Source organism: Streptomyces sp. NPDC059816 (assembly GCF_042732055.1).
In the GTDB taxonomy this organism is placed as follows: domain Bacteria; phylum Actinomycetota; class Actinomycetes; order Streptomycetales; family Streptomycetaceae; genus Streptomyces.
In genome coordinates, this window is sequence record NZ_JBHWIQ010000008.1 from 67,630 (window position 1) to 90,777 (window position 23,148).

The following is a 23,148-nucleotide window of genomic DNA, read 5'->3' on the forward strand; positions in this document are numbered from 1 at the left end:
GTACCGGGTCGCCCGGCATCCTGGCGCTCCCCGGCGGTGCGCGGAGGCCGGGGTTCACCCGCCGCCACCGGCCGTCGCGACGGTTCCCGTCCGCGGGGCGCCACGCACCCGAGGGCGGGAACCGTCGCGCCCCGCGGGGACCCAGTAACGTGAGCCGGATGAGCGGTAAGCCCCCCGGTAGCACCCCGCCCCGGTCCCTCGCCGAAGCCCTGCGCTCCCGCGACGACGCCTCACTCGCCGAACTCCTGCGGGCCCGGCCCGACCTGCTCGCGCCCGTGCCCGGTGACCTGACCCAACTGGCCACCCGCGCCGGTACCCGGGCGAGCGTGCTGCGCGCCCTGGAACGGCTGGACCGGTTCACCCAGCAGGTCGCCGAGGCCCTGGCCGTGGCCCCCGACCCGGCCGGCTACGAGGACCTGCTGCGACTGGTGCGCGGCGCGGACCCGGGCGCCCCCGAGGACGGCCCCGGCGCCGGGAGCGACGGCGGGGCCGGGGACGTGGAACGGGCGCTACCGCGCGCGGTGACGGTCCTGCGGGAACAGGCGCTGCTGTGGGGCGACGACGCGCACCTGCGGCTGGTGCGCACCGCCCGCGAACTCCTGACGCCCGGCCCGCAGCACCCCTCGCCCACCGGTCTCGGCCCGTCCGTCGCCGAGACGACCGCGGGGATGTCGCCCGGGCGGATCCAGCAGATCGTGACGACCGCCGGGCTGGCCACCACCCATGACTCGGTGTCGGCGGTCGCCGCCCTGGCCGCCGTGTTCGAGGACCGCGAGCGGATGGACGCGCTGTTGGCCGAGGCCCCCGCGGCGTCCCTGGAAGTACTGGACCGGCTGGTGTGGGGGCCGCCGTACGGGCAGGTCACCGCCGAGCCCGCGGCCCGACTGCGCTGGCTCCTCGACCGGGGACTGCTGCTGCCCACCGCGCCCGGCACCGTCGTCCTCCCCCGGGAGGTCGCGCTGCACCTGCGGGGCGGCCGGGCGCACCGCACCCCCGAGCCGTTGGCACCGGCGGTGAGGGCCCTCGCCGAGCACCGGCCGCAGGTCGTCGACGCGACCGCCGCCGGGCAGGCGTACATGGCGGTGACCACCGTCGAGGACCTGCTCCGCGACTGGGACGAGGGCGGCCCCGCGGTGCTGCGCGCCGGTGGGCTGAGCGTGCGCGACCTGAAGCGGACGGCCGTGGCCCTCGACGTGTCCGAACCCGTCGCCGCCTTCTGGGTCGAGCTCGCGTACACCGCCGGGCTCCTCGCCGCGGACGGTCAGGCCGACGAGCGGTACGCCGCCACCCCCGCGTACGACGAGTGGTTGGAGCGGTCCCCCGCCGAACGCTGGGCGACCCTGGCCGCCGCCTGGCTGACCGCGACCCGCACGGCCGGGCTGGTGGGCGGACGCGACCCGAAGGACCGGGCGCTGTCCGCGCTCGGACCCGGTCTCGACCGCGGGGCCGCCCCCGAGGTCCGGCACCGGGTCCTCGCCCTGCTCGCCGAACTGCCGGTGGGCACCGCGCCGGCCCCGGACTCCGTACTGGCCCGACTGCGCTGGGAACGCCCGCCCCGGTCGGCGGTGGCCGGCGGCCGGATCGGCGGGCCGGGCTCCGATCCGCTGGCCGAGGACCCGCGCGGACGGCTGGCCCGGTGGACGCTCGACCAAGCGGAACTCCTCGGCGTCACCGGCCGCGGCGCCCTCAGCGCCCACGGGCGCGAACTGCTCGGCCGGCCGGACGAACGGGACGTCTCCGGAGCGCTCGACGCCGACGCGCTGGCCCGTGCGGTGGGGCGGGCCGCCGGGCTGCTCGGCCCGCTGATCCCGCACCCCCTGGACCACGTGCTGCTCCAGGCCGACCTCACCGCGGTGGCCCCGGGCCCGCTGGAACGGCCGCTGGCGGACACCCTGGCGGTGCTCGCGGACGTCGAGTCGAAGGGCGGTGCGACGGTCTACCGGTTCACCCCCGCTTCGGTGCGGCGCGCGCTGGACGCCGGACGCACGGCCGGCGACCTGCACGCGTTCCTCGCCACGCACTCCCGGACCCCGGTGCCCCAACCGCTCACGTACCTCATCGACGACGTGGCCCGACGCCACGGACAGCTGCGCATCGGGGCGGCCTCCGCGTACGTGCGGTGCGACGACGACAGCGTGCTCGGCGAGATCCTGGCGGACCGCCGCGCCCAGGGGCTCCGGCTGCGCCGCCTCGCGCCGACGGTGCTCGCCACCCAGGCCGACCCGGCGTCCCTGCTGGACCAGCTGCGCGCGATGGGGTTCGCCCCGGCCGCCGAGACGCCGGACGGGGACGTGATGATCGCCCGGATCCATGCGTACCGCACCGGGCCGCGCACCCCGCCCGAGCCCGCGCCGGAGGGACCGCCGCGCCCCGACGACATCCTGCTGCGGGCGGCGGTGCGGGCCGTGCGGGCGGGCGACCTGGCCGCGACGGCGCCCCGCAAGTCGGTGCCCGAGCAGCCGGGTGAGCTACCGCGGACCAGCCCGCCCGAGACCCTGGCCACCATGCAGGCGGCCGTCATGACCGGGCAGTCCCTGTGGATCGGCTACGTCAGCGCGGAGGGCGCCGCCAGTCAACGGGTGATCGCCCCGGTCCGGGTGGAGGGCGGCTACGTCACCGGTTACGACCACACCGCGGACGAGGTCCGCACGTACCCGTTGCACCGGATCACGGGGGTGGCCGAACTCGCGGACGACGACTGAAACCCCACGGGCCGGGTGCTCGGTCAGCGGCTTCCGGGGCGAGCACGGGCCCGGCGCAGGAGCTCGACGAGTTCGTCGACGTCGGTCCGGGGGTTGGCTCGTCGACCGTCCGGGTTCCCGGCACGCATGGCCCGGGCCCGCGTTCTGGCCCTGGTGTAGTTGTCGCCCTGCGGCCCGCACAGCCGTTCGTAGTCCACCTGTTTCTTCTCGACCGTGTAGCCGCAGGTCGATCCCTTCTCCACGGCACGCTGCACCTCGGCCGAGGTGCGGACGCGGAGACGTCCCCGACCGCCGCCAGGACCAGGGACTTCGGCTCCCCGTGAGTGCCACCGATGCAGATCGTGACGGGGAGCGCCTTGAGTTCCCGCCGGAGTCCGTTGAAGTACTCCTTCTCCGTGCGCTCGCCCTCGCAGTAGATCAGAAACCTCCGCTGTTCCGGCCGTGAACTGCCCGACCTGGTCAGCGGCTTCCCCCGGCGTGCCACTAGGTTCCTCCCACCGCCGCGGAGATGCCGCGCAGTACGTCGTCGTCCAGGTGCGGGACCGCTCCGTAGCGGCCCGCCAGGTAGCGCTTCTCCAGGTTCTCGACGGAGTCCCGGACGTGGAACTCCGTCATCGGGAAGAGTCGGGTCGCCAGGGTCGCCGGGTCCTTCTCGGTGAACCACACCTGGTCCCGGTGCAGCTCGGTCCGGACGTTCTTGCCGAGCAGGGACGCTTCATGGGTGCTGAAGAGCAGTTGGGCGCCCGACCGGTTGGTCTCCGCCGACTGGAACATGCCGACGAGCGCGTCGACCAGGTAGGGGTGGAGGCGGGCGTCGAGTTCATCCACGCACAACACGCTGCCCCGCGCCAGCGTGGTGAGCACCGGGCCCATGAGGCCGATCCAGGTGCGGGTGCCGCTCGATTCCTCGGCCAGGTCGAGGGGGAAGACGCCCTCCCCCGTCCGGTGCTCGACGCGCACCGAGCGGAGCCCGGGGCTCTCGACCCGCACCTTGTCCCCGAGCACGTCCCGCACCACGCGCGTCAGCTTGCGGTACTCGTCCATGACCGCTTCGTCCGGCTCCTCGACCTTCAGGCCGGAGACACCCAGGTCGGCATAGCCGAGCAGTTCCAGGACGGGAGCCGGTCGGCGGTCTCGGTGTTTTCCGGGTTCTCCGTGGTTTCCGTGGTTTCCGTCACCGTCGAACAGCAGCCGCACGGTGTTGTCGAGCCGCGTGCGGAAGTTGTCGTCGGTGGCCATCCGCAGTCCGGAACGGAACCACCGGAACACCTCGCTGAGCTGGGGGTGTCCCTGCGCCGCAGCGACGGAGAGGTAGAGGCTGTTCGGGCGGAGCAACTCGGAGATGATCTTCTTCCGGCCGGTCAGGGACCGACCGAACCTGACGGTGTCGCCCTCCCGTTCGTACAGCCGGTTGGCCTTGCGCTCCGGGTAGTAGGAGAGCCACTCCTCGGTGACCCGGTCGTCGTCAACGGTGAAGCCGAACTCGTGGCGCACCCCCTCCAGCGCGAAGTCCACGCAGAACGACGTGGGCCAGGAGCCGGCGTCCCGACGCAGGGCGAAGGGGCGTCTGGGCACCCCGCCCGTCGGGTCCCAGTGGCGGAACGACGACAGGACCGCGGTGCGCGCCCAGCCGATCGCGTCGATCACGTTGGACTTGCCGGAAGCGTTGGTCCCGTACACCGCCGCAACGGGCACGACACGGTGCTCGCCGTTCGCGAGTGCACGCTCGGCCCGTTCGGGGTGACGGTCCGAAGCAATCAGCGACAGTTCCTGCTCGTCGCGCAGGGACGCGTGGTTGGTCACCTGGAACCTCAGCAGCACGGCAACCTCCTCAAGCACCGAGAAATGTCGTCCACAGGCTTTGCACGGCAGAAATTGACGATACAAGCCCTTTGACGCAACAGCCAGAGCGTTCACCCGCACGGGGAAGGGTCCCTGCGAACCACCGCGAACCGCGGACCCCGTGCACGGACCGTCGCGAACGCGTCACCCGACGGCCGGTCCCCACCGCTTCGTGGGCCGATGCGGCAAACTGGAGGTTTGGTCGCCCGACCGGGGCATCCGCAGGAAGGGACGCGCGTGAACGGACCTCTCATCGTCCAGTCGGACAAGACCCTCCTCCTAGAGGTCGGTCACGACCTGGCCGACGCCTGCCGCCGGGTCATCGCACCGTTCGCCGAGCTGGAGCGGGCGCCCGAACACATCCACACCTACCGGATCACCCCGCTCGGCCTGTGGAACGCCCGGGCCGCCGGGCACGACGCCGAGCAGGTCGTCGACGCGCTGGTGGAGTACAGCCGCTACCCCGTGCCGCACGCCCTGCTCGTGGACATCGCCGAGACGATGGACCGCTACGGGCGGCTGACGCTGGCCAAGCACCCGGCACACGGGCTGGTCCTGTCGACCACCGACCGGCCGGTGCTGGAAGAGGTCCTGCGGTCGAAGCGGATCGCCCCGCTGGTGGGCGTCCGGATCGACGCGGACACCGTCGCCGTGCACCCCTCGGAGCGCGGCCAGATCAAGCAGACGCTGCTCAAGCTCGGCTGGCCCGCCGAGGACCTCGCCGGGTACGTCGACGGGGAGGCCCACCCGATCGAGCTGGCCGAGGACGGCTGGGCGCTGCGCCCGTACCAGAAGCAGGCCGTGGAGGGGTTCTGGCACGGCGGGTCCGGGGTCGTTGTGCTGCCCTGCGGTGCGGGGAAGACGCTGGTCGGAGCGGGGGCGATGGCCCAGGCGAAGGCGACCACGCTGATCCTGGTGACCAACACGGTCTCCGCGCGGCAGTGGAAGCACGAACTGGTCCGTCGGACCTCGCTCACCGAGGACGAGATCGGCGAGTACAGCGGGACGCGGAAGGAGATCCGGCCCGTCACCATCGCCACGTACCAGGTGCTCACCACCCGGCGGAAGGGCGTGTACCCGCACCTGGAGCTGTTCGACTCCCGGGACTGGGGCCTGATCGTGTACGACGAGGTGCACCTGCTGCCCGCGCCGGTCTTCAAGTTCACCGCCGACCTCCAGGCCCGCCGCCGCCTCGGGCTGACCGCGACGCTGGTCCGGGAGGACGGGCGCGAGTCGGACGTCTTCTCGCTGATCGGGCCCAAGCGGTTCGACGCGCCGTGGAAGGAGATCGAGGCGCAGGGGTACATCGCGCCGGCGGACTGCGTGGAGGTGCGGGTCAGCCTCACCGAGTCGGAGCGGCTGGCGTACGCGACGGCCGAGCCGGAGGAGAAGTACCGCTTCTGCGCGACGACCGCGACCAAGCGGCGGGTGACGGAGGCCCTGGTGCGCCGGCACCGGGGCGAACAGACGCTCGTCATCGGGCAGTACATCGACCAGCTGGACGAGCTGGGGGCGCACCTGGACGCGCCGGTGATCAAGGGTGAGACCTCGAACGCGCAGCGCGAGAAGCTGTTCGACGCGTTCCGCGCGGGGGAGATCTCGGTGCTGGTGGTGTCGAAGGTCGCGAACTTCTCGATCGACCTGCCGGAGGCGACCGTCGCCATCCAGGTGTCGGGAACGTTCGGGTCGCGCCAGGAGGAGGCCCAGCGGCTGGGCCGGGTGCTGCGCCCGAAGGCGGACGGGCACGAGGCCCGCTTCTACTCGGTCGTGGCCCGGGACACCATCGACCAGGACTTCGCGGCGCACCGTCAGCGGTTCCTGGCCGAGCAGGGCTACGCGTACCGGATCGCCGACGCGCACGAGTTGCTCGGCGAGGGGCCTTCCGAGGCCTGAGCGGCGAGGCGGGCGACCCGCCGGCCGACTGAGGGAAGTACGGGGGCGCTCAGGCGTGGGTGCCCCGGGTGCGGACGCCCGCCTCCTGGGCGTACTCGCCGAGCACGGCGACGCCGAACGCCGTCGAGACGAAGACCTTCAGTGCGCGCAGGGCGTCGCCGACGCGGTGGGCGCGGTGCTCACCGGTGGCGGCCGTGGCGCCGGAGAGGTCAAAGGGGCCGGCGGGGGCACGGCCGGCGGAGTGGACGGGGCCTGGGGTGATGGTTGCGCTGCTCATACCTCCAGTGTCGGTTTTCCGCACCTCAAAGGCATCTGTCTGAGGGCGGAACCGGTGGCCGGCCCGCTCCTCCCCAGGTCCCATGGCGCCCCCCACACGGTCCCCTACGCCTCAGGGGGGAGGGGCGTCAGCCTCTCGAAGTACTCCTTCATCGCGGGGTAGTACGCGTCGAACCGGGGGGTCTCGCCGTCCTCGCGGGAGGCGACGAGCAGGTCGAGGTAGTACTCCCAGCCGGGCCCGACCTCACCGAGCCCTTCGGTGCCGGCGAGGTGGTGGACCAGTCGCAGCTCGGTGCCGTCCCCGGACTCGGTGAGCTGCACCTCCAGCCGCCAGGAGCCGAAGCTGTCCTGGGTGGTCACGGCGAGGCGCCGGGGCGGTTCGCAGGTGTCGATGCGGACGCTGGACCGCGGTCGGCCCTCCTCGAAGGCCATCTGGACGTGCACCGTGCGGCCCGGGGCCCCGTGGCCCTCCCAGGTGCCGAACCAGCGGGCGGTGCGTTCGGGCTCGGTCACGCTGGCCCAGACGTCGGAGGCGGGGGCGCGGAAGGTGCGGGTGAGGACCAGGTCGGCGCCCTCGGCGGTGGTCAGGAGCCGTCCGGTGGGCTGCGGTGTCATGCGGTGTCCTCCGTGGGTTCGCGACCTCGGGCCGCCCGTGCCGTCGGCGGGGGCGCGGACCCGGGCGATCCGGTCGGCCGGCGCGCCCGGCGGTTGGGGGCGCGGGGGGTCGGCTTCCGCTTCGGCCACCGCGTCCGTCCCGAAAGCGTAACCACCGGTGACGGGTTTGCCGGGAAATCCGTTGGCGCGCGGCGGGGGCCCTCGCCTAGGATCTCCGCTCTTGCCCGCCTCCTGCGCGGAGTGCTGCCGTCCGGCCGGAAACCGGACGGCCCCCAGCCCGTTCGCACCCGCCCGGAAGGTCGCCCCCGTGTCCCGCACGCCCACCGATCCCGTCACGCCCCGCGATTCCGTACCGGCCACCGATTCCCTACCGGCCACCGATCCCGTCCCGCCCGGCGGTTCCGTCCGGGCCGCCGTGCCCGCGCCCCCTCCGCACCCCGAGGGGGCGTCCGACGGAGCGGTCGACGGCACGACGGACGGTCCGCTCGCCCGTGAGCGGGCCCACCTCGCCGGTTCCCGGGCGGCGCTGCGCGTGATGCGTGACGAGGTCGAATCGCTCGACCTGCGGGACGTCACCGCGAACTGGGTCAACAAGGAGGTCCTCCAGCACCAGATGGACCTGCGGATCAAGGCCCTCGCCGACCACGCGCACACCCCGCTGTTCTTCGGACGGCTCGACTTCCTGCACACAGCCGGCAACGGGCCGGGGGCGGGGGCCGCGGGCGAGCGGTTCTACATCGGGCGGCGGCACGTGCACGACGCCGAGGGCGACCCCATGGTGATCGACTGGCGGGCCCCGGTCGCGCAGGCGTTCTACCGGGCCTCGCGCACCCGCCCCCTCGACATCGAGCTGCGCCGCAGGTTCGGGTACACGGGCGGGGACCTCACGGCGTACGAGGACGAGCGGCTGTCGGACCCCACCGAGGATGCGGCCCGGACCAGCGCACTGTTGCAGCGGGAGATCGAGCGGCCCCGCGTCGGGCCGATGCGGGACATCGTGGCGACGATCCAGCCGGAGCAGGACGAGATCGTCCGCGGTGAGCTGACGGACTCGGTCTGCGTGCAGGGCGGGCCGGGCACCGGAAAGACCGCGGTGGGCCTGCACCGGGTGGCGTACCTGCTGTACGCGCACCGGGAGCGGCTGGCCAGGACCGGAGCGCTGGTGATCGGGCCGAACCGGTCGTTCCTGCGCTACATCGAACAGGTGCTGCCCGCGCTCGGCGAGGTGCAGGTGCGGCAGGCGACGGTCGACGAGCTGGTCGGGCACGTGGAGGTGCGCGGGACGGACGCGCCGGACGCCGCACTGGTCAAGGGCGACGCGCGGATGGCCCAGGTGCTGCGGCGGGCCCTGTACGCGCATGTGGGGGTGCCCGTCGAGCCGGTGGTGGTGACCCGCGGCTCCCGGCGCTGGCGCATCCCGGCGTACGAACTGGCCGAGCTGGTCGAGGAGTTGCGGGGGCGGGGGCTGCGGTACGGGGCGGCCAGGGAGGCGTTGCCGCAGCGGATCGCGCATGCCGTGCTGGTGCGGATGGAGCAGGGCGGCGAGGCCCCGGACGACCGGGTGCAGGACGCGGTGGCCCGGGACCGGGCGGTGCGGGCCGCGGTCAAGGAGCTGTGGCCGGCGGTCGATCCGGCCGCCCTGGTGCTGCGGTTGCTGTCCGACGGGGAGTTCCTGGCCGAGCACGCGGCGGGCCTGCTCGACGAGGAGGAGCAGCGGGCGGTGCGGTGGGCGCGGGCCCCGCGCGGGGTGCGCAGCGCGAAGTGGTCGGCGGCGGACGCGGTGCTGGTGGACGAGGTGCGGGACCTGGTCGAGCGGACCGGTTCGCTGGGCCATGTGGTGCTGGACGAGGCGCAGGACCTGTCCCCGATGCAGTACCGGGCGGTGGGGCGGCGCTGTTCGACGGGGTCGGCGACGGTGCTCGGTGACCTGGCCCAGGGCACCACGCCGTGGGCGACCCGCGACTGGGCCGAGGCGCTGCGGCACCTGGGCAAACAGGACGCGGTGGTGGAGGAGCTGACGGCGGGCTTCCGGGTGCCGCGCGAGGTGATCGGGTACGCGTCGCGGCTGCTGCCGGACATCGCGCCGGGTCTGGCGGCGGTGGACTCGGTGCGGGAGTCGCCGGGATCGCTGGTGGTGCGCCGGGCGGCGGCGGAGGAGTTGACGGGTGCGGTGCTGGCGGCGACCGGGCGGGCGCTGGGGCACGAGGGGTCGGTGGGCCTCATCGTGGCGGACGCCCGGGTGGGGGTGCTGGCCGCGGCGCTGGACGCGGCGGGGACGCCGTACCTCGCGCCGGGCGAGGAGACCCGTCCGGACGTCCGGCTCACGCTGGTCCCGGCGTCCCTGGCCAAGGGCCTGGAGTACGACCACGTGGTGCTGGACGAGCCGGCCGCGGTGGTCGCGGGCGAACCGGACGTCCGGACGGGCCTGAGGCGCCTGTACGTGGCGCTGACCCGGGCGGTGTCGGGGCTGACGGTCGTCCATGCGGAGCCGCTGCCGACCGCCCTGGAGGACGCCGCGGAGCACGCCCCGGAGCAGTGAGCCCCGCCGTCGGACGTGCGCGGCCGGCCCCGTCCCCCGGAGGCGACGCCCCCGGGCGGACGGAACGGCGACCGGTCAGCCGTCGAGGGCGAGCCGCCACTGGCGGACGGCGCCCGCCGAAACGGGTCCGGCCCAGCCGTCGGGACGGGAGGCGCCGCCGATGTGGAACGCGTCGATGCCGCCGGCGCGCAGTGCGGGGACGTGGGCGAGGCCGAGCCCGCCGCCGACCAGGATGCGCTGCTCGTAGCCGGGTTCCCCGCTGCGCGCGGCTTCGGCGAGCAGGGTGGTCAGTCCGTCCTCGACGCCGGCGGCCGAACCGGCGGTGAGGTACGTGTCCAGGCCCGGCAGGTCGGCGAGCTGCTTGCGCAGGGCGTCCCGGTCGGCCGCGCGGTCGATGGCGCGGTGGAACGTCCAGCGGCAGCCGGACAGCTCCGCGGCGAGCGCCTCGACGGCGTACAGGTCGGCCTCGTCGGTTTCGGTGAGGAAGCCGAGGACGAACTCGTCGGCGCCCTCCGCGCGCAGGCCGCGGGCGGCCTCGGCGAGCGCTTCGACGCCACGGGCGTCGCCCGCGGCGAACCCGTCGCTGAGGCGCAGCATGACCCGCAGCGGGATGTCGACGGCGTCCCTGATCGCCGCGAAGGTCTCGCGGGACGGGGTCAGTCCGTCCGCGGCCATGTCGGTGACCAGTTCCAGGCGGTCCGCGCCTCCGGCTCGGGCGGCGATGGCGTCCCTCGCATCGAGGGCGATCACCTCCAGGAGTGCACGCTTGCTCATGGGACCCCATCTCTCGGTGGTCGGTCCCGGGGGTTCCCGGGGTTGGGTCGGCGGACCCGGTCGCTGGCGTCGGGTACGGGTGCGGGGGTTCCGTACTGACGAGTAGCGGGACAGGTCTAGTCCAATGCCAGCGTACGCCGCAAGGGCTTTCACCAACAGGCACCGGAAGCCACGACCCGACCGGAACACGCCAGCATGGCCGAATGCAACCGCCCCGTGGATCGGCTTCCCCACCCTAGACGGCGGACGAAACCGCCGGTCAGAGGGGTCCGCCCAGCCGAAACGCCCCGCCACGGCCGCAGAACGGGGCGCACGGTCTTGTGGCCGGGGTTGCCCCGGCCGGGTGGCTCCGTGCGACGACCGCGTCCCCCGGCGGGTGGCGGGGCTGCGGGTGGCTGGGCTGCGGGTGGCGGGTCTCCGGAACGGCCCGGGGACAATGACGGCATGGGAGCTGAAGTGAAGGCGGACGCGGAGGGGGGCGGCCCGGGCACGCTGCCGGCGCGCTGGGCCGAGGCCGTACGGGAAGCGGGGGGTCCGGCGGGGCCCGACACCACGGCGTACGGCGAGGAACTGGTGCGACGGTGGCGGGAGGAGCAGCGCGCGTACCACACCACCGCGCACCTGATCGCGGTCCTGGACCAGGTGGACGCGTTGGCGGACCACGCCGACGACCCGGCACTGGTGCGGCTCGCCGCCTGGTTCCACGACGCGGTGTACCGGCCCGACCGGTCCGAGAACGAGGAGCGCAGCGCACGGCTGGCCGAGCGGGCGCTGACCGGTCTCGGGCTCGCCGGGCCGGCGGTCGCCGAGGTGGCCCGGCTGGTGCGGCTGACCACGGGCCACGACGCGCACGAGGGCGACCACAACGGGGCGGTCCTGTGCGATGCCGACCTCGCGGTCCTCGCGGGCACCCCCGAGGAGTACGCCGCCTACGCCGCCGCCGTGCGCACGGAGTACGCGTTCGTGCCCGCCGACGCCTTCCGCGCCGGCCGCGCGGACGTGCTGCGGCACCTGCTGGCCCTGCCCCGACTGTTCCGCACCCCGTACGGAGCGCTGCGCTGGGAGGCCGCCGCCCGCGCCAACCTGACCGCCGAACTGGCGGAGCTGACGGGACCCGCGGGGCGCACGGGACCTGCGGGGCTCGCGGAGTGATCGTTCCGGTGCCGTCGCCGTCATCGTCGAGATCGGCTACGCACTCGCCCCGGCGGCCCGCGGGCCACGGCTACGCCACCGAGGCGCTGAGCGCGCTGACCGCGTGGGGGCTGCGGGACCCGGCGGTGCTGAGCGTGTACGCGAGGGCGCCAGGAGGACAACGCCCCCTCCGCGCGCCGGGTTCCACCGGGTCGGCTCGGCCCGGGGCGTGGTCACGTACGTGGCCCGCCGATCAGGCCGGACCCGTGCCGATCGAGTGCCGGCCTACTTCGAGACGGGCGCCGCCCGCGCCGTACGTGTACGCGGCGTGAACGTGACGAAAACGTCCTCGAATTCGGGAATGCCCCGTACCCCGCCCCCGTTGTCGCTTCACATGCCTGAGCCGATACCCGCTGCCCCGGACCGCACCGCGGCGCCCCCCGCCACCGACCACGCGGGGAAACCCGGAGCACCGCAGCGGATGCCGCTGGCCGTCTACATCCTCGGGCTGTCCGTCTTCGCCCTGGGCACCAGCGAATTCATGCTGTCGGGTCTGCTGCCGCCCATCGCCCGCGACATGGACGTCACGATCCCGCAGGCCGGGCTGCTGATCTCGGCCTTCGCCGTCGGCATGGTGGTGGGCGCGCCGCTGCTCGCGATCGCCACCCTGCGGCTGCCGCGCAAGGCGACGCTGCTGGCCCTGCTGACGACGTTCGGCCTCGGCCAGGTGGCCGGCGCCCTCGCCCCGAACTACGAGGTGCTGTTCGCGTCCCGGGTGGTGAGCGCCCTGGCGTGCGCCGGCTTCTGGGCACTGGGCGCGTCCGTCGCCATCGCGATGGTGCCGATCACCGCACGGGCCCGGGCCCTGGCCGTGATGCTCGGCGGACTGTCGATCGCCAACGTCCTCGGCGTCCCGGCCGGCGCGTTCCTCGGCGAGCACCTGGGCTGGCGGTCCGCGTTCTGGGCGGTCGGCGCCGCCTCCGCGCTGGCCCTGGTCGGCGTGCTGACCCTGATCCCGCGCATCCCGGTGCCCGCCGAGGCCCCGAAGCTCCGCCGCGAGCTGCGCATCTACCGCGACCGCCAGGTGTGGCTGGCCGTGGCGGTCACCGCGCTCGCCGCGGGCGGCGTCTTCTGCACCTTCAGCTACCTCGCCCCGCTGCTGACCGACGTGGCCGGCCTGTCCGAGGGGTGGGTGCCCACCGTCCTCGGTCTGTTCGGGCTCGGCGCGCTGATCGGCACCTGGCTGGGCGGCCGGTTCGCCGACGCCCACCTGTTCGGCGTCCTGCTCTCCGGCACGGCCGCCTCCACGGTGCTGCTGTCGGCCCTGGCCCTGCTCGCCGGCTGGCCGGGCGCCGCGATCGCCCTGTCGTTCCTCCTCGGCGTGTCGGCGTTCTACACGGCCCCCGCGCTGAACGCCCGCATGTTCAACGTGGCCGGGGCCGCCCCGACGCTCGCCGGGGCCACGACCACCGCCGCGTTCAACATCGGCAACACGGGCGGCCCCTGGCTCGGCGGCACGGTGATCGACGCCGGCTGGGGCTACCAGGCGACCTCGTGGGCGGGCGCCGCGATGCTGCTCGGTGCGATCGCGCTGGTCGGGGTGTCGCTGCGGCTGCACCGCCAGGGCGCGGCGTCCCGGGTCGTCGCCGGCGGCGTCCCCGCGGTCTCCCTGGACCCGGAGCCCGCGGGCCGGTGCGCCCCGGGTACGTCCACGGGCTGAACGCGACTGGCCGTCGACCTGTTGGCGGCGGCCTTCCACCGGGCCCTGGAACGCTGGGTCGCCGGCCCTCGACCACCCGCACTGAACGGCAGTCCGGCCGGGCGGGGTGGCGCACAGCTCACGCCAGGGTGACGCGCATGCCGCCCTCAGCCAGGACATCGAGGAGCTCGGCGAACAGGTCGTAGGGCCGGCCCTCCGGTGTGAGGGCCCGGGAGAGGTGCTCATGTGCGATTTCGGCATCCCGCCAGAGCAGGGTGGCGGGGGCGGTGTAGCCGAAGGTTCCTCGCAGGCAGTCGACGAGGGCGTCCAGGCAGCCGCCGAAGTAGCCCCCCGGTCCGTTCACCGCCTCTCCAAGCGCCAGATGGAAGCCCGGCGCGTCGGTGGCGTGTCGGCCGTCGAGTTCGTAGGCGTGACCAGCCGGCCGATCACGGTGGGTCCGTCGACCGGCCCGCTCCTGGACGAGATCGAGCCAAGCCCCGCGACGCCGACTGTCGAGGCGCGCCCAGACCCCCGGGGTGTCCGGCGGCGCGGCCAGCCACCGCTCCCAAACGGGCCTGGCGTGTTCGGGAACGGGCGTGAAGAGCTCCCCGTCGAGCTCCAGGTCGATCAGATCCGTCGCGCACCGGGACGGGCGCCAAGCTCTGACTCTGGCCCACAGCACACGGTCCGCGAGCAGCTCGCCTCGGTCGTTCCGTATCTCCAGGACGGCCTCGTCCAGATCCAGCGCCCGCCGGGTTCCCTTCGTCAGTGCCGTCCGTAGCCGATCGCTCTGGGTGAGTCCCCGGAGGACGAGCGGGGACGCCATCTGCTCGGCCGGCACGATGCGCGTGGATCCCCGGCACGATCCCAGCCACCGGTGCCCGTCGTGCACCCGGACGGGTCCGGTGTGCCCCTCGGGTGGACCTTCGTGGTCGTCCAGACCGGTGAGCACCAGGCTGTCCGTGCCAAGAAGCCGCCCTGCGCTCTCAGCGTCCTCCAACAGCCAGGCACCGAGCGCCTCCCCCTCTGGGACCAGCCACACTCGACTACCCACCCAACCGATCACCTCGGCGCGTTCCGGGACCCAGCCGAACAACTCGTACATCCCACGACGTGGTTGCCCGAACAGCCCCTCCACCCTGGTGCAGACGCCCCAGGCACGGCCGTGCTCCGTCTCGGCCAGCGTGTACCGCGTCCGCCCGCGCTCGTCCTCGTGCACGGGGAAATCATGCCCGGACCGGGCTTCACGACGAAGCCCTTTATCCCCCGATCCGCACGCTCGTGGTCCGCGTCGTCCGGGCACGTCCACGAACACGCCCCTGGAGGCCGAGCCGGAACCTCCCGTGCCTGAGCGGTTTCCTGATCGTCGTACGACTGCACAGGGGTACGGTCGCGCCACCCCCACGCCTCCCGGTCCCGGGGCGACCCGCAGATGACGGGATCCAGCCGCCACTTCCGCCCCACGCTGCCGCTCCGGGACCGGACGCGCACCGCGCCCGCTACAGCCCGGAGCCCCCCGTGACGTCGACCACCCGGCCGGTCACCCAGCGCGCGTCGTCCGAAGCGAGGAAGGCCACCACGCCGGCCACGTCGTCCGGCCGCCCGATCCGACCCAGCGCGGATATCTCGGTCGCGTACTTCTCGACGTCCGGGCTGGCCAGCCACTCCGCGTTGATGTCCGTCTCGATGACCCCCGGGGCCACCGAGTTCACCGTGATGCCCCGCGGGCCCAACTCCTTGGCGAGGTTGAGGGTGAGGGTGTCCAGGGCACCCTTGGTGGCGCCGTACCCCTTGATCTCCGGCGAGGCGAGCCGGGCGAGGCCACTGGAGATGTTGATGACGCGCCCCTGGTCGCGCAGCCGTCCTGCCGCCTCCTGCACGATGAAGTAGGGGGCGCGGACGTTGACGGCGAAGAGCTCGTCGAACTGCTCCTCGGTCAGCGCGGACTCGTCGGTGGTCCAGTGCACGATGCCCGCGTTGTTGACGATGACGTCGACGCCGCCGTCGGGTGCGTACGCGCCCACCCGCGCGTCGAAGGAGGCCCACAGCGCCGCCGCGTCCCCGTGCCGGCCCAGCGGCGACGGCAGGGCGAAGGCCTTGCCGCCGTCCTCCTCGATGCGGGCGACGACCTCATCGGCCGCGCGCTCGTCACGGGCGTAGCCGACGGCGACGACGGCGCCGTCCCGGCCGAGGCGTTCCGCGATGGCCCGGCCGATGCCCCGGCTGCCGCCGGTGACGAGTGCGATCTTTCCCTCAAGTGCCTTTGCAGACATGGTTGTTCCCCACCCCGATGTTTGTTGAGTGCTCGCTCAAGAATGAACGGGAACGAACGTAGCACGCTTGTTGAGCGGACGCTCTAAAATGTGGCCATGAGCGAGACGAAGGCCAGACGGGGACGACCACGAGGGTTCGACCGGGACGAGGCGCTGGCGGCAGCCGCCCGGATGTTCTGGGAGCGCGGCTACGCGGGCACCTGCGTCGGCAAGCTGACCGAGGTCATGGACATCAGGCCGGGCAGTCTGTACGCGGCCTTCGGCGACAAGCGGTCCCTGTTCGGCGAGGTCGTGCGCACGTACGGCCGCTCCCCCGTCGGCGCGTTCATGGGTGTCGCCCTGGAGGAAGAGCCCACCGCGTACGGCGCGTTCGCCCGGGTCCTGCGCGAGGCCGCGGTGCTCTACAGCGACCCCTCGCACCCGGCCGGCTGTCTGACGATCAGCGCGGCCACCAACGTCACCCCGCAGGACGCCGAGGTCGAGACGTTCCTGCGCACCCTGCGCAACGCGAACCTGGCCGTCTTCGAGGACCGGCTGCGCAGGGCGCAGCAGGACGGCGAGCTCCCCCCGGACGCCAGCCCTGGCGCCCTGTCCCGGTACTTCGCCGCGATCATCCAGGGCATGTCGCAGCGCTCCCGCGACGGAGCCACCGCGGCCGAGCTGACCGAGACCGCCGAACTGGCGCTCGCCGCCTGGCCCGGCCGCCGCCCCTGAGCACCCCGCCTCCGCCGCGCCCCTCAGCGAAGACGCACCCCTGAGCGAGGCGCACCCCTCGGCGAAGGCACACCCCCCGGCCAAGGTGCGCCATGGCGCACAATGGGCCGTGTGGGAAACGTGTCCGGAATCGAACAGGCGCTGCACGCGGCGCGGGCGCTGGTGATGGCGGACCTCGTCGCGGGGGACGTCGCCGACGCGGACGTGGTGTCGCTGGTGGAGGACGCCGTGACGCACCGCCGCTGGTGGGCCGAGCAGTGGCCGGAGGGCGCCGCGTACGTGACCGGGCTGGTCGCCCAGGACGTGCAGGACGCGCTGCTCGAACGGTACGGGCGCTGGCCGCTGTGCCCGGTCTGCGGCTCCGGCGACCCGCACGCCCTCGACGTGGAACCCGAGCTGGGCACCGACCCGCACTGGGTGTGCGGCAAGGCGGGCGTGGCGGTCGCCCCGGTCGGCTCGCTGGGACGGCTCCCCGGGCCGGTCGCACCGTGACCCTGTACATCGACCCGCCGACCTGGCCGGGCCACGGGCGCCTGTGGTCGCACCTGGTCAGCGACGTGTCGTTCGAGGAACTGCACGCCTTCGCCGCACGGATCGGCGTCCCGCCGCGGGCCTTCGAACGTGACCACTACGACCTGCCCTCGCACCGCTACCCGGACGCCGTCCACGCGGGCGCGGTGGAGGTCGGCTCCAAGGAACTGGTCCACCGGCTCACCCTGGCCGGCCTGCGCCGCCCCAAGCACCGGCGCGACTGAACGGGCCCGGCGCGCCCGCCCGCGAGGAGGAGTCCGAGTCCGACCCCCGCCGACGTCTACCGGTGGCCCGGCCCGGGGCCTAGGGTCGTTCGGAACGTTCGGATGACGGACGGCGAGGAAGGCGAGAAGGGGGCGCGGGCATGCGGTCCGCACTGTCCACCGGGGCGATGACCGGGAGTGAACGCGTCGAACTGTTCCGGGACGCCATCGCCCGGGACGTCGCCCCGATGCGGATCACGGTCGACGCACCGGACCGGTTCACCGCCCGTGCGACGCAGACCGCCCTCGGCCCCGTGCGACTGGCCGCCTTCCGCTACTCGTCGCTGCGCTCGCACCGCACACCGACGCTCATCCGCCGCTCCGACCCCGAGTCGTACCACCTGGCCCTGGTGGTCGATGGCTCGATGCAGATGACCCTGGACGGGTCCGACGGCCACGGCACCACGCTGAGCCGCGGGGACTGGGTGCTGTTCGACACCTCGCACCCGTTCCGGTACGAGACCGTCGCCCGGGCGGACCGTCCGACCCGGGTCACGGTCCTCCAGTTACCGCGGCACGAGGTGCCGCTCGCCCAGGACCGGTTGGACCGGCTCCTCGGACAGCGACTGCCCGGCGACACGGGACTGGGGCGCGTCCTGCGCGACTACCTGTCCAGCGCCGCTGCGGAGAGCGGCTCGTGCACCCCCTGCGACCTGGACCACCTGGGGGGCGCCGCACTGGACCTGGCCGGCGCGTTCCTCGCCCACCACCTCGACGGCCCCGCGCCGCCCCGGCGGACCGTCCGGGCCCGGAGCCTGCTGCGACACGTGGACGCCTACATCGACCTCAACCTCGGCGATCCCCGGCTCAACCCGGCGACGGTGGCCGCCGCGCACGGCATGTCGCTGCGCAGCCTGTACCTGATGTTCGAGGAGCGGGGGGAGGGCGTGGCCTCCCTGATCCGGCGCCGCCGACTGGAACGCTGCCACGCCGAACTGATCGCGGGCGGGCCGGCGCCCGGCATCGGTGCCGTCGCCACGCGCTGGGGGTTCACGAGCGCGGGGGCGTTCAGCCGGGCGTTCCGCGCACGGTACGGGGTCAGCCCCCGCGAGCACCGCGAGACCCACCGACCCCCGGCCGGGGGCGCACCGTAGGTCCGACCAGTGTCCGTAAGGCCGACCGGGGCGCATAGGGCCGACCGGCGCACCGCAGGCGACGGAACGTCACCGGTTCGGCGCGCACCGTCTTGACGACCCCCCGGTATGAAAATATCTTTCAAGGGTGACGGACATAGTGAAGGAAACTTCCGAAGCCCTTTCCCCCGCCTCCCCCACGCCTCCGGCGGCCCTCGCCGCCCGGGTCCGCACCCTCGCCCCCACCATGACCCGCTCCATGCAGCGGGTCGCCGAAGCGGTCGCCGCGGACCCCGCGGGCTGCGCCGGGCTCACGGTCACCGGACTCGCCGAGCACACCGGCACCAGTGAGGCCACCGTGGTCCGGACGGCCCGCCTGCTGGGCTACCCGGGCTACCGTGACCTGCGCCTCGCCCTCGCCGGACTCGCCGCCCACCAGGAGTCGGGGCGCGCCCCGGCGGTCACCGCCACGATCAGCGTCGACGACCCCCTCGCCGACGTGGTCGCGAAGCTCGCGCACGACGAACGCCAGACCCTCGCCGACACCGCGGCCACCCTCGACGTCCACCAACTCGGTGCCGCCGTCACCGCCCTCGCCGGCGCGGGCCGGGTCGACGTCTACGGCATCGGCGCCTCCGGTCTCGTCGGCCAGGACCTCGCGCAGAAGCTGCTGCGGATCGGCCTCATCGCGCACGCGCACAACGACCCCCACCTCGCCGTCACCAACGCGGTCCAGCTCCGCCCCGGGGACGTGGCCATCGCGATCACCGACTCCGGCTCCACGTTCGACGTGATCGAACCGCTCCGCGTCGCCTTCGAGCACGGCGCCACGACCATCGCGATGACCGGCCGCCCGGACGGGCACGTCACCCAGTACGCCGACCACGTGCTCACCACCTCCGCGGCCCGCGAAAGCGAACTGCGCCCCGCCGCAATGTCCTCCCGGACCAGCCAACTCCTCGTCGTGGACTGCCTGTTCATCGGTGTCGCCCAACGCACCTACGACCGGGCGGGTCCCGCACTCGCCGCCACCTACGAGGCCCTGGCCCACCGCCGCCCCACCCGCACCCCGAACCGCTAACGACCCGCCGCCCCCGTACCCGCGCCCCGTGATCGTCACCCTCCTCTCTCCCGACACCCCGGAAAGAGTCCCGCCATGCCCTCACCCATCACCCGCACCCCCGACGACACCCCCGCCGGCGGCGCGCTGCGGGCCCAACTCGCCACCCTCACCACCGAGACGTTCCGCCCGGAGCTCGCCGACGTGGACCTGCTGCCCACCCTGGAGATCGCCCGGCTGATGAACGCCGAGGACAGTCTGGTGGCCGCCGCCGTCGCCGAGCGGTTGCCCCTCATCGCCGCCGCCGTGGACGGCATCGCCGAGCGCATGGCCCGCGGCGGTCGACTCGTGTACGCGGGCGCCGGCACCGCGGGCCGGCTCGGCGTGCTGGACGCCAGCGAGTGCCCGCCCACCTTCAACACCGCGCCCGGCCAGGTCGTCGGACTGATAGCGGGCGGCCCCTCCGCGATGTCCTCGGCCGCCGAGGGCGCCGAGGACTCCCGTGAACTCGCCGCCGCCGACCTGGACGCACTGCGGCTCACCCCGGACGACGCGGTGGTCGGGATCTCCGCCTCGGGCCGCACCCCGTACGCGGTCGGCGCGGTCGCGCACGCCCGCAAGCAGTACGGGGCGTTGACCGTCGGCCTGTCCTGCAACGCCGGCAGCGCGCTGGCCGCCGCCGCGGACCACGGCATCGAGGTCGTCGTGGGCCCGGAGTTCCTCACCGGTTCGACCCGCCTCAAGTCGGGCACCGCGCAGAAGCTCGTCCTCAACATGATCTCGACGATCACCATGATCCGGCTCGGCAAGACGTACGGGAACCTCATGGTCGACGTCCGCGCCTCCAACGAGAAGCTGCACGCCCGATCGCACCGGATCGTCAGCCTCGCCACCGGGGCCGACGACGCCACCGTCGAACGGGCGCTGAGCGCGGCGGGCGGCGAGGTCAAGAACGCCATCCTGATCATCCTCTCCGACGTCGACGCCCCGACCGCGGACCGGCTCCTCACCACCGCCGACGGCCACCTGCGCGAAGCCCTGGCGGCAGCGGGCTGACCCCACCGCCCGGTCCCGCCCCGTCGGAGGAACCCCACCCCCCACCCGACAGCGAGGCCCCCATGCCAGACCGCCCGACCCGACCGGACCGCCCGGACGACCCGCACCGGGCGACCGCCCGGGACCTGCTCGCCCTCGTCGGCGGCCCCGGCAACGTCACCTCGGCCGCCCACTGCATGACCCGGCTGCGGCTCGCCCTCACGGACCGCGCCGCCGTCCGTGACGCCGAGGTCCGCGCCCACCCGGCCGTCCTCGGCGTCGTCGAGGACGGCGACACGTACCAGATCGTGCTGGGACCCGGCCGGGCCGCCCGCGTGACCCGCGCCTTCGAGGACCTGCGCGCCCAGGCGCCCGCCCCGGGCCCGGCCGTCGTCACCGCCGACGCGCTGGCCGCCCGGGGCAGCGCCCTGCGCGCCGAACGGAAACAACGCAACGCCACCCCGGGCAAGCTGTTGCTGCGCCGGATCGCGGCCGTGTTCGTCCCGCTGATCCCGGCACTCATCGGCTGCGGCATCATCGCCGGACTCAACGGACTGCTCGTCAACGCGGGCCTGCTGCCCTGGCTGACTCCCGTACTCGGCGCGCTGGCCTCGGGCTTCATGGCGCTGCTCGCGGTGTTCGTCGGCATCAACACCGCGCAGGAGTTCGGCGGGACGCCCGTCATCGGCGGGGCCGCCGCCGCGGTCGTCGTCTTCCCCGGCGTCACCGCGATCAGCGCCTTCGGGCACCCGCTCGCCCCGGGCCAGGGCGGCGTGCTCGGCGCACTGGGGGCGGCCCTGCTCGCCACCGCGATCGAGAAGTGGTGCCGCCGCTGGGTCCCGGAGACCGTCGACGTCATCGTCACCCCGACGCTCACCCTGCTGCTGACCGGGCTGGTGACGGTGTACGGGCTGATGTACGCGGCCGGCGAGGCCGCACGGGCCATCGGGCTCGGCGCGAACTGGCTCCTCGTCCACACGGGCGTGCTCGCCGGACTGGTGCTCGGCGGGCTGTTCCTCCCCCTGGTCATGCTGGGACTGCACCAGGCGCTGATCCCCCTGCACACCACCCTGATCGAACAGCAGGGCTACACCGTGCTGCTGCCGGTCCTCGCGATGGCGGGCGCGGGCCAAGTGGGCGCGGCGGTCGCGGTGTTCGTCCGGCTGCGCGGCAACCGGACCATCCGGGCGACGATCCGTTCCGCGCTGCCCGCCGGCCTGGTGGGCGTCGGCGAGCCGCTGATCTACGGGGTGTCGCTGCCGCTGGGGCGCCCGTTCGTCACAGCGTGCGCGGGCGGCGCGGCGGGCGGCGCGTTCGTCGGGCTGTTCTCGATGCTGGGCACGCAGGTCGGCTCCACCGCGATCGGCCCGTCCGGCTGGGCCCTGTTCCCCCTGGTCCAGGGCGACCGCGGGTTCGCCGCGGCGGTCGCGGTGTACGGGGGCGGGCTGCTCGTCGGGTACGTGGCCGGATTCCTCGTCACGTACTTCTTCGGCTTCACCCGCCAGGCCCTCATCGAGCTGAACGCCGAGCCGGACACTGATCCCGAGGCCGGCCCGAACGCCGATGACCCGGATGCGCAACGCGAACCCGCCCCCGCCTGAGCCCCACCGAGGTGGGAACGCGGGTACGGGTCAGCAGTCGAGCCCCGCCCCGTCCAGGTCCGACTCCGCGCTCAGGACGAACCTCTTGGGCGCGTCGTACTCGTAGCGGAGGCTCAGCCTGACCGGACCGCCGGGGACGTCCTTGGTGAAGCAGACCTTCACGGCGTCCGGGTCCTCGGGCGACTCCGCCTCCCCGTACGTGGGCTTGCGCTCCTGCCACCCGTCGTCCTTCGCCCACGCACGGTAGTGCGCCAGTACGGCCGCTTCCCGGAGTGCGGAGTCGTAGGTGCGGGAGGACCACAGGACTTCGTCGCCGCTGTCGTCGAGACAGCCCGTGTCCGCTTCCTCGAAGCCCTTCGCCGGGCGGGCGCCGGACGGCGGCGAGTGCAGCACCTTGAGGTCAGCGACCTGCTGCACCCGCTTCTCGGTCCCCTCGCAGTCGTCGCTGTCCGCCAGGTCCACGAGCGTGAACGCACCCGTGCCGAGCACCCCCACGCAGACCGCCCCCGCCACCAGGGCCACCACACCGGTGACCGTCCAGGGCTTGCGCCGTGTCGTGTCCATCCTGATTCCTCCCCCAAGGAGCGAACGGCAAGAATTCAGCCACCCGTTGATCGAACCGTGCACCGAACGTACACGAGTCCGTTCGACGCCCCCCATAGAACTCGTTGGCCCGCAGGAACCTCCGCACCGAAGCTTCGACGGTCGAACCCCGGGCCGCAGCAGGCCACCCGGGGCTGAAGGCAGGCGCTGAACGCCTTCACCGATGAGCCGCCCTGCGGCAAACCCGACGGCTCATCAGCGAGGCCATCGTCAGACGGTGGTGGCCAGCCAGCCGACCTGCTCCGTCGTGTGCTTGCCGTCGGCCATGACGCCGGCGCTCACCCTGACCTCGTTGAGCCGGATCAGGAATCCCTTCTCCGTCACGTCGTGGACACGGATGCCGGGCGTGTCCGGACCGTTGAACGTCTGCGTCAGCGGCAGCACGATGACCTCGGAGCCGGCCGGGAAGGGGGTCGGGAAGGTCACCCGGGTGAACGTCGAGGTGTTGCCCCCTGACGTCTCGATCGCATTGTCAGAGCTGAGGCTGATCCTGCCGGTCTGGAACATGGCCATGGTTACTCCCG

The 23,148-nt window shown here is 73.7% G+C and carries 21 protein-coding genes; 12 read left to right on the top strand and 9 right to left on the bottom strand.

Annotated elements, in window-relative coordinates; genetic code table 11:
* Positions 1 to 158: 158 nt before the first annotated feature.
* The gene (locus tag ACFV88_RS13060) at positions 159 to 2,702 is read left to right on the top strand and encodes a helicase-associated domain-containing protein (RefSeq protein WP_385489572.1); all 2,544 of its coding nucleotides are present in this window, start codon (positions 159 to 161) and stop codon (positions 2,700 to 2,702) included.
* Between the two features lie 23 nt (positions 2,703 to 2,725).
* Here ACFV88_RS13060 and ACFV88_RS13065 read toward each other — a convergent pair whose 3' ends face one another.
* On the bottom strand, positions 2,726 to 2,944 hold the full coding sequence (locus ACFV88_RS13065) for a hypothetical protein (RefSeq protein WP_385489574.1): 219 nt from the start codon (positions 2,942 to 2,944) through the stop codon (positions 2,726 to 2,728).
* A 241-nt stretch (positions 2,945 to 3,185) separates the two neighbouring features.
* Positions 3,186 to 4,523: an ATP/GTP-binding protein gene (locus tag ACFV88_RS13070; protein ID WP_385489577.1), complete on the bottom strand. Its 1,338-nt coding sequence runs from the start codon at positions 4,521 to 4,523 to the stop codon at positions 3,186 to 3,188.
* Positions 4,524 to 4,781: 258 nt separating this feature from the next.
* Here ACFV88_RS13070 and ACFV88_RS13075 point away from each other — a divergent pair, with 258 nt between their 5' ends.
* A complete protein-coding gene (locus tag ACFV88_RS13075) occupies positions 4,782 to 6,437 on the top strand; it encodes a DNA repair helicase XPB (RefSeq protein ID WP_385489580.1) in 1,656 nt (551 codons plus the stop codon).
* A gap of 49 nt (positions 6,438 to 6,486) precedes the next feature.
* Here the strand turns inward: ACFV88_RS13075 and ACFV88_RS13080 are convergent, their stop codons facing one another.
* A complete protein-coding gene (locus ACFV88_RS13080; protein ID WP_385489583.1) occupies positions 6,487 to 6,714 on the bottom strand; it encodes a hypothetical protein in 228 nt (75 codons plus the stop codon).
* A gap of 104 nt (positions 6,715 to 6,818) precedes the next feature.
* A complete protein-coding gene (locus tag ACFV88_RS13085; RefSeq protein ID WP_385489586.1) occupies positions 6,819 to 7,328 on the bottom strand; it encodes an SRPBCC family protein in 510 nt (169 codons plus the stop codon).
* A gap of 415 nt (positions 7,329 to 7,743) precedes the next feature.
* Here ACFV88_RS13085 and ACFV88_RS13090 point away from each other — a divergent pair, with 415 nt between their 5' ends.
* Positions 7,744 to 9,867, top strand: a complete 2,124-nt coding sequence (locus tag ACFV88_RS13090) for a HelD family protein (protein ID WP_385490174.1) — start codon at positions 7,744 to 7,746, stop codon at positions 9,865 to 9,867.
* Positions 9,868 to 9,942: 75 nt separating this feature from the next.
* Here ACFV88_RS13090 and ACFV88_RS13095 read toward each other — a convergent pair whose 3' ends face one another.
* A complete protein-coding gene (locus ACFV88_RS13095) occupies positions 9,943 to 10,641 on the bottom strand; it encodes a copper homeostasis protein CutC (RefSeq protein WP_385489589.1) in 699 nt (232 codons plus the stop codon).
* 444 nt (positions 10,642 to 11,085) lie between these two features.
* Between ACFV88_RS13095 and ACFV88_RS13100 the strand changes: the two genes are divergently transcribed.
* Entirely contained in the window at positions 11,086 to 11,793 is a 708-nt protein-coding gene (locus tag ACFV88_RS13100; protein ID WP_385489591.1) for a hypothetical protein, read from the top strand.
* 460 nt (positions 11,794 to 12,253) lie between these two features.
* Positions 12,254 to 13,492 carry a Cmx/CmrA family chloramphenicol efflux MFS transporter gene (locus ACFV88_RS13105; protein WP_385490176.1) on the top strand — a complete coding sequence of 413 codons (1,239 nt, stop codon included), beginning with the start codon at positions 12,254 to 12,256 and terminating at the stop codon, positions 13,490 to 13,492.
* 118 nt (positions 13,493 to 13,610) lie between these two features.
* Here ACFV88_RS13105 and ACFV88_RS13110 read toward each other — a convergent pair whose 3' ends face one another.
* Both ACFV88_RS13110 and ACFV88_RS13115 read right to left on the bottom strand, forming a co-directional pair.
* Positions 13,611 to 14,690 carry a barstar family protein gene (locus ACFV88_RS13110; protein WP_385489594.1) on the bottom strand — a complete coding sequence of 360 codons (1,080 nt, stop codon included), beginning with the start codon at positions 14,688 to 14,690 and terminating at the stop codon, positions 13,611 to 13,613.
* A 280-nt stretch (positions 14,691 to 14,970) separates the two neighbouring features.
* On the bottom strand, positions 14,971 to 15,744 hold the full coding sequence (locus ACFV88_RS13115) for an SDR family oxidoreductase (protein WP_385489597.1): 774 nt from the start codon (positions 15,742 to 15,744) through the stop codon (positions 14,971 to 14,973).
* Positions 15,745 to 15,840: 96 nt separating this feature from the next.
* Here ACFV88_RS13115 and ACFV88_RS13120 point away from each other — a divergent pair, with 96 nt between their 5' ends.
* The 7 genes from ACFV88_RS13120 (at position 15,841) to ACFV88_RS13150 (ending at position 22,021) form a co-directional block, all read left to right on the top strand.
* Complete coding sequence (locus tag ACFV88_RS13120) at positions 15,841 to 16,458, top strand: TetR/AcrR family transcriptional regulator (protein ID WP_385489599.1); 618 nt, start codon at positions 15,841 to 15,843, stop codon at positions 16,456 to 16,458.
* Between the two features lie 165 nt (positions 16,459 to 16,623).
* Positions 16,624 to 16,950 (top strand): hypothetical protein, encoded by a 327-nt coding sequence (locus ACFV88_RS13125; RefSeq protein WP_385490178.1) that lies wholly within the window; start codon positions 16,624 to 16,626, stop codon positions 16,948 to 16,950.
* Positions 16,947 to 17,213, top strand: coding sequence for a DUF4031 domain-containing protein (locus ACFV88_RS13130; protein ID WP_385489602.1), 267 nt, complete (start codon positions 16,947 to 16,949; stop codon positions 17,211 to 17,213). The genes ACFV88_RS13125 and ACFV88_RS13130 overlap by 4 nt, the downstream gene beginning before the upstream one ends.
* Positions 17,214 to 17,353: 140 nt before the next feature.
* Entirely contained in the window at positions 17,354 to 18,346 is a 993-nt protein-coding gene (locus tag ACFV88_RS13135) for a helix-turn-helix domain-containing protein (RefSeq protein WP_385489604.1), read from the top strand.
* 127 nt (positions 18,347 to 18,473) lie between these two features.
* Positions 18,474 to 19,406, top strand: a complete 933-nt coding sequence (locus ACFV88_RS13140; RefSeq protein ID WP_385489607.1) for a MurR/RpiR family transcriptional regulator — start codon at positions 18,474 to 18,476, stop codon at positions 19,404 to 19,406.
* Positions 19,407 to 19,481: 75 nt separating this feature from the next.
* A complete protein-coding gene (murQ, locus tag ACFV88_RS13145) occupies positions 19,482 to 20,441 on the top strand; it encodes an N-acetylmuramic acid 6-phosphate etherase (RefSeq protein WP_385489609.1) in 960 nt (319 codons plus the stop codon).
* Positions 20,442 to 20,503: 62 nt separating this feature from the next.
* Positions 20,504 to 22,021 carry a PTS transporter subunit EIIC gene (locus ACFV88_RS13150; RefSeq protein WP_385489612.1) on the top strand — a complete coding sequence of 506 codons (1,518 nt, stop codon included), beginning with the start codon at positions 20,504 to 20,506 and terminating at the stop codon, positions 22,019 to 22,021.
* Positions 22,022 to 22,051: 30 nt separating this feature from the next.
* Here ACFV88_RS13150 and ACFV88_RS13155 read toward each other — a convergent pair whose 3' ends face one another.
* Together ACFV88_RS13155 and ACFV88_RS13160 are read right to left on the bottom strand one after the other, a co-directional pair.
* Positions 22,052 to 22,585, bottom strand: coding sequence for a hypothetical protein (locus ACFV88_RS13155; RefSeq protein ID WP_385489614.1), 534 nt, complete (start codon positions 22,583 to 22,585; stop codon positions 22,052 to 22,054).
* Between the two features lie 249 nt (positions 22,586 to 22,834).
* Positions 22,835 to 23,137 (bottom strand): hypothetical protein, encoded by a 303-nt coding sequence (locus ACFV88_RS13160; RefSeq protein ID WP_385489616.1) that lies wholly within the window; start codon positions 23,135 to 23,137, stop codon positions 22,835 to 22,837.
* Positions 23,138 to 23,148: the final 11 nt, after the last annotated feature.

Coding starts and splice junctions, on each gene's coding strand:
- ACFV88_RS13115 (WP_385489597.1), bottom strand. CDS start 15,744: ATGTCTGCAAAGGCACTTGAGGGAAAGATCGCACTCGTCACCGGCGGC.
- ACFV88_RS13095 (WP_385489589.1), bottom strand. CDS start 10,641: ATGAGCAAGCGTGCACTCCTGGAGGTGATCGCCCTCGATGCGAGGGAC.
- ACFV88_RS13150 (WP_385489612.1), top strand. CDS start 20,504: ATGCCAGACCGCCCGACCCGACCGGACCGCCCGGACGACCCGCACCGG.
- ACFV88_RS13100 (WP_385489591.1), top strand. CDS start 11,086: ATGGGAGCTGAAGTGAAGGCGGACGCGGAGGGGGGCGGCCCGGGCACG.
- ACFV88_RS13155 (WP_385489614.1), bottom strand. CDS start 22,585: ATGGACACGACACGGCGCAAGCCCTGGACGGTCACCGGTGTGGTGGCC.
- ACFV88_RS13160 (WP_385489616.1), bottom strand. CDS start 23,137: ATGGCCATGTTCCAGACCGGCAGGATCAGCCTCAGCTCTGACAATGCG.
- murQ (WP_385489609.1), top strand. CDS start 19,482: ATGCCCTCACCCATCACCCGCACCCCCGACGACACCCCCGCCGGCGGC.
- ACFV88_RS13120 (WP_385489599.1), top strand. CDS start 15,841: ATGAGCGAGACGAAGGCCAGACGGGGACGACCACGAGGGTTCGACCGG.
- ACFV88_RS13135 (WP_385489604.1), top strand. CDS start 17,354: ATGCGGTCCGCACTGTCCACCGGGGCGATGACCGGGAGTGAACGCGTC.
- ACFV88_RS13060 (WP_385489572.1), top strand. CDS start 159: ATGAGCGGTAAGCCCCCCGGTAGCACCCCGCCCCGGTCCCTCGCCGAA.
- ACFV88_RS13085 (WP_385489586.1), bottom strand. CDS start 7,328: ATGACACCGCAGCCCACCGGACGGCTCCTGACCACCGCCGAGGGCGCC.
- ACFV88_RS13125 (WP_385490178.1), top strand. CDS start 16,624: ATGGCGGACCTCGTCGCGGGGGACGTCGCCGACGCGGACGTGGTGTCG.
- ACFV88_RS13105 (WP_385490176.1), top strand. CDS start 12,254: ATGCCGCTGGCCGTCTACATCCTCGGGCTGTCCGTCTTCGCCCTGGGC.
- ACFV88_RS13080 (WP_385489583.1), bottom strand. CDS start 6,714: ATGAGCAGCGCAACCATCACCCCAGGCCCCGTCCACTCCGCCGGCCGT.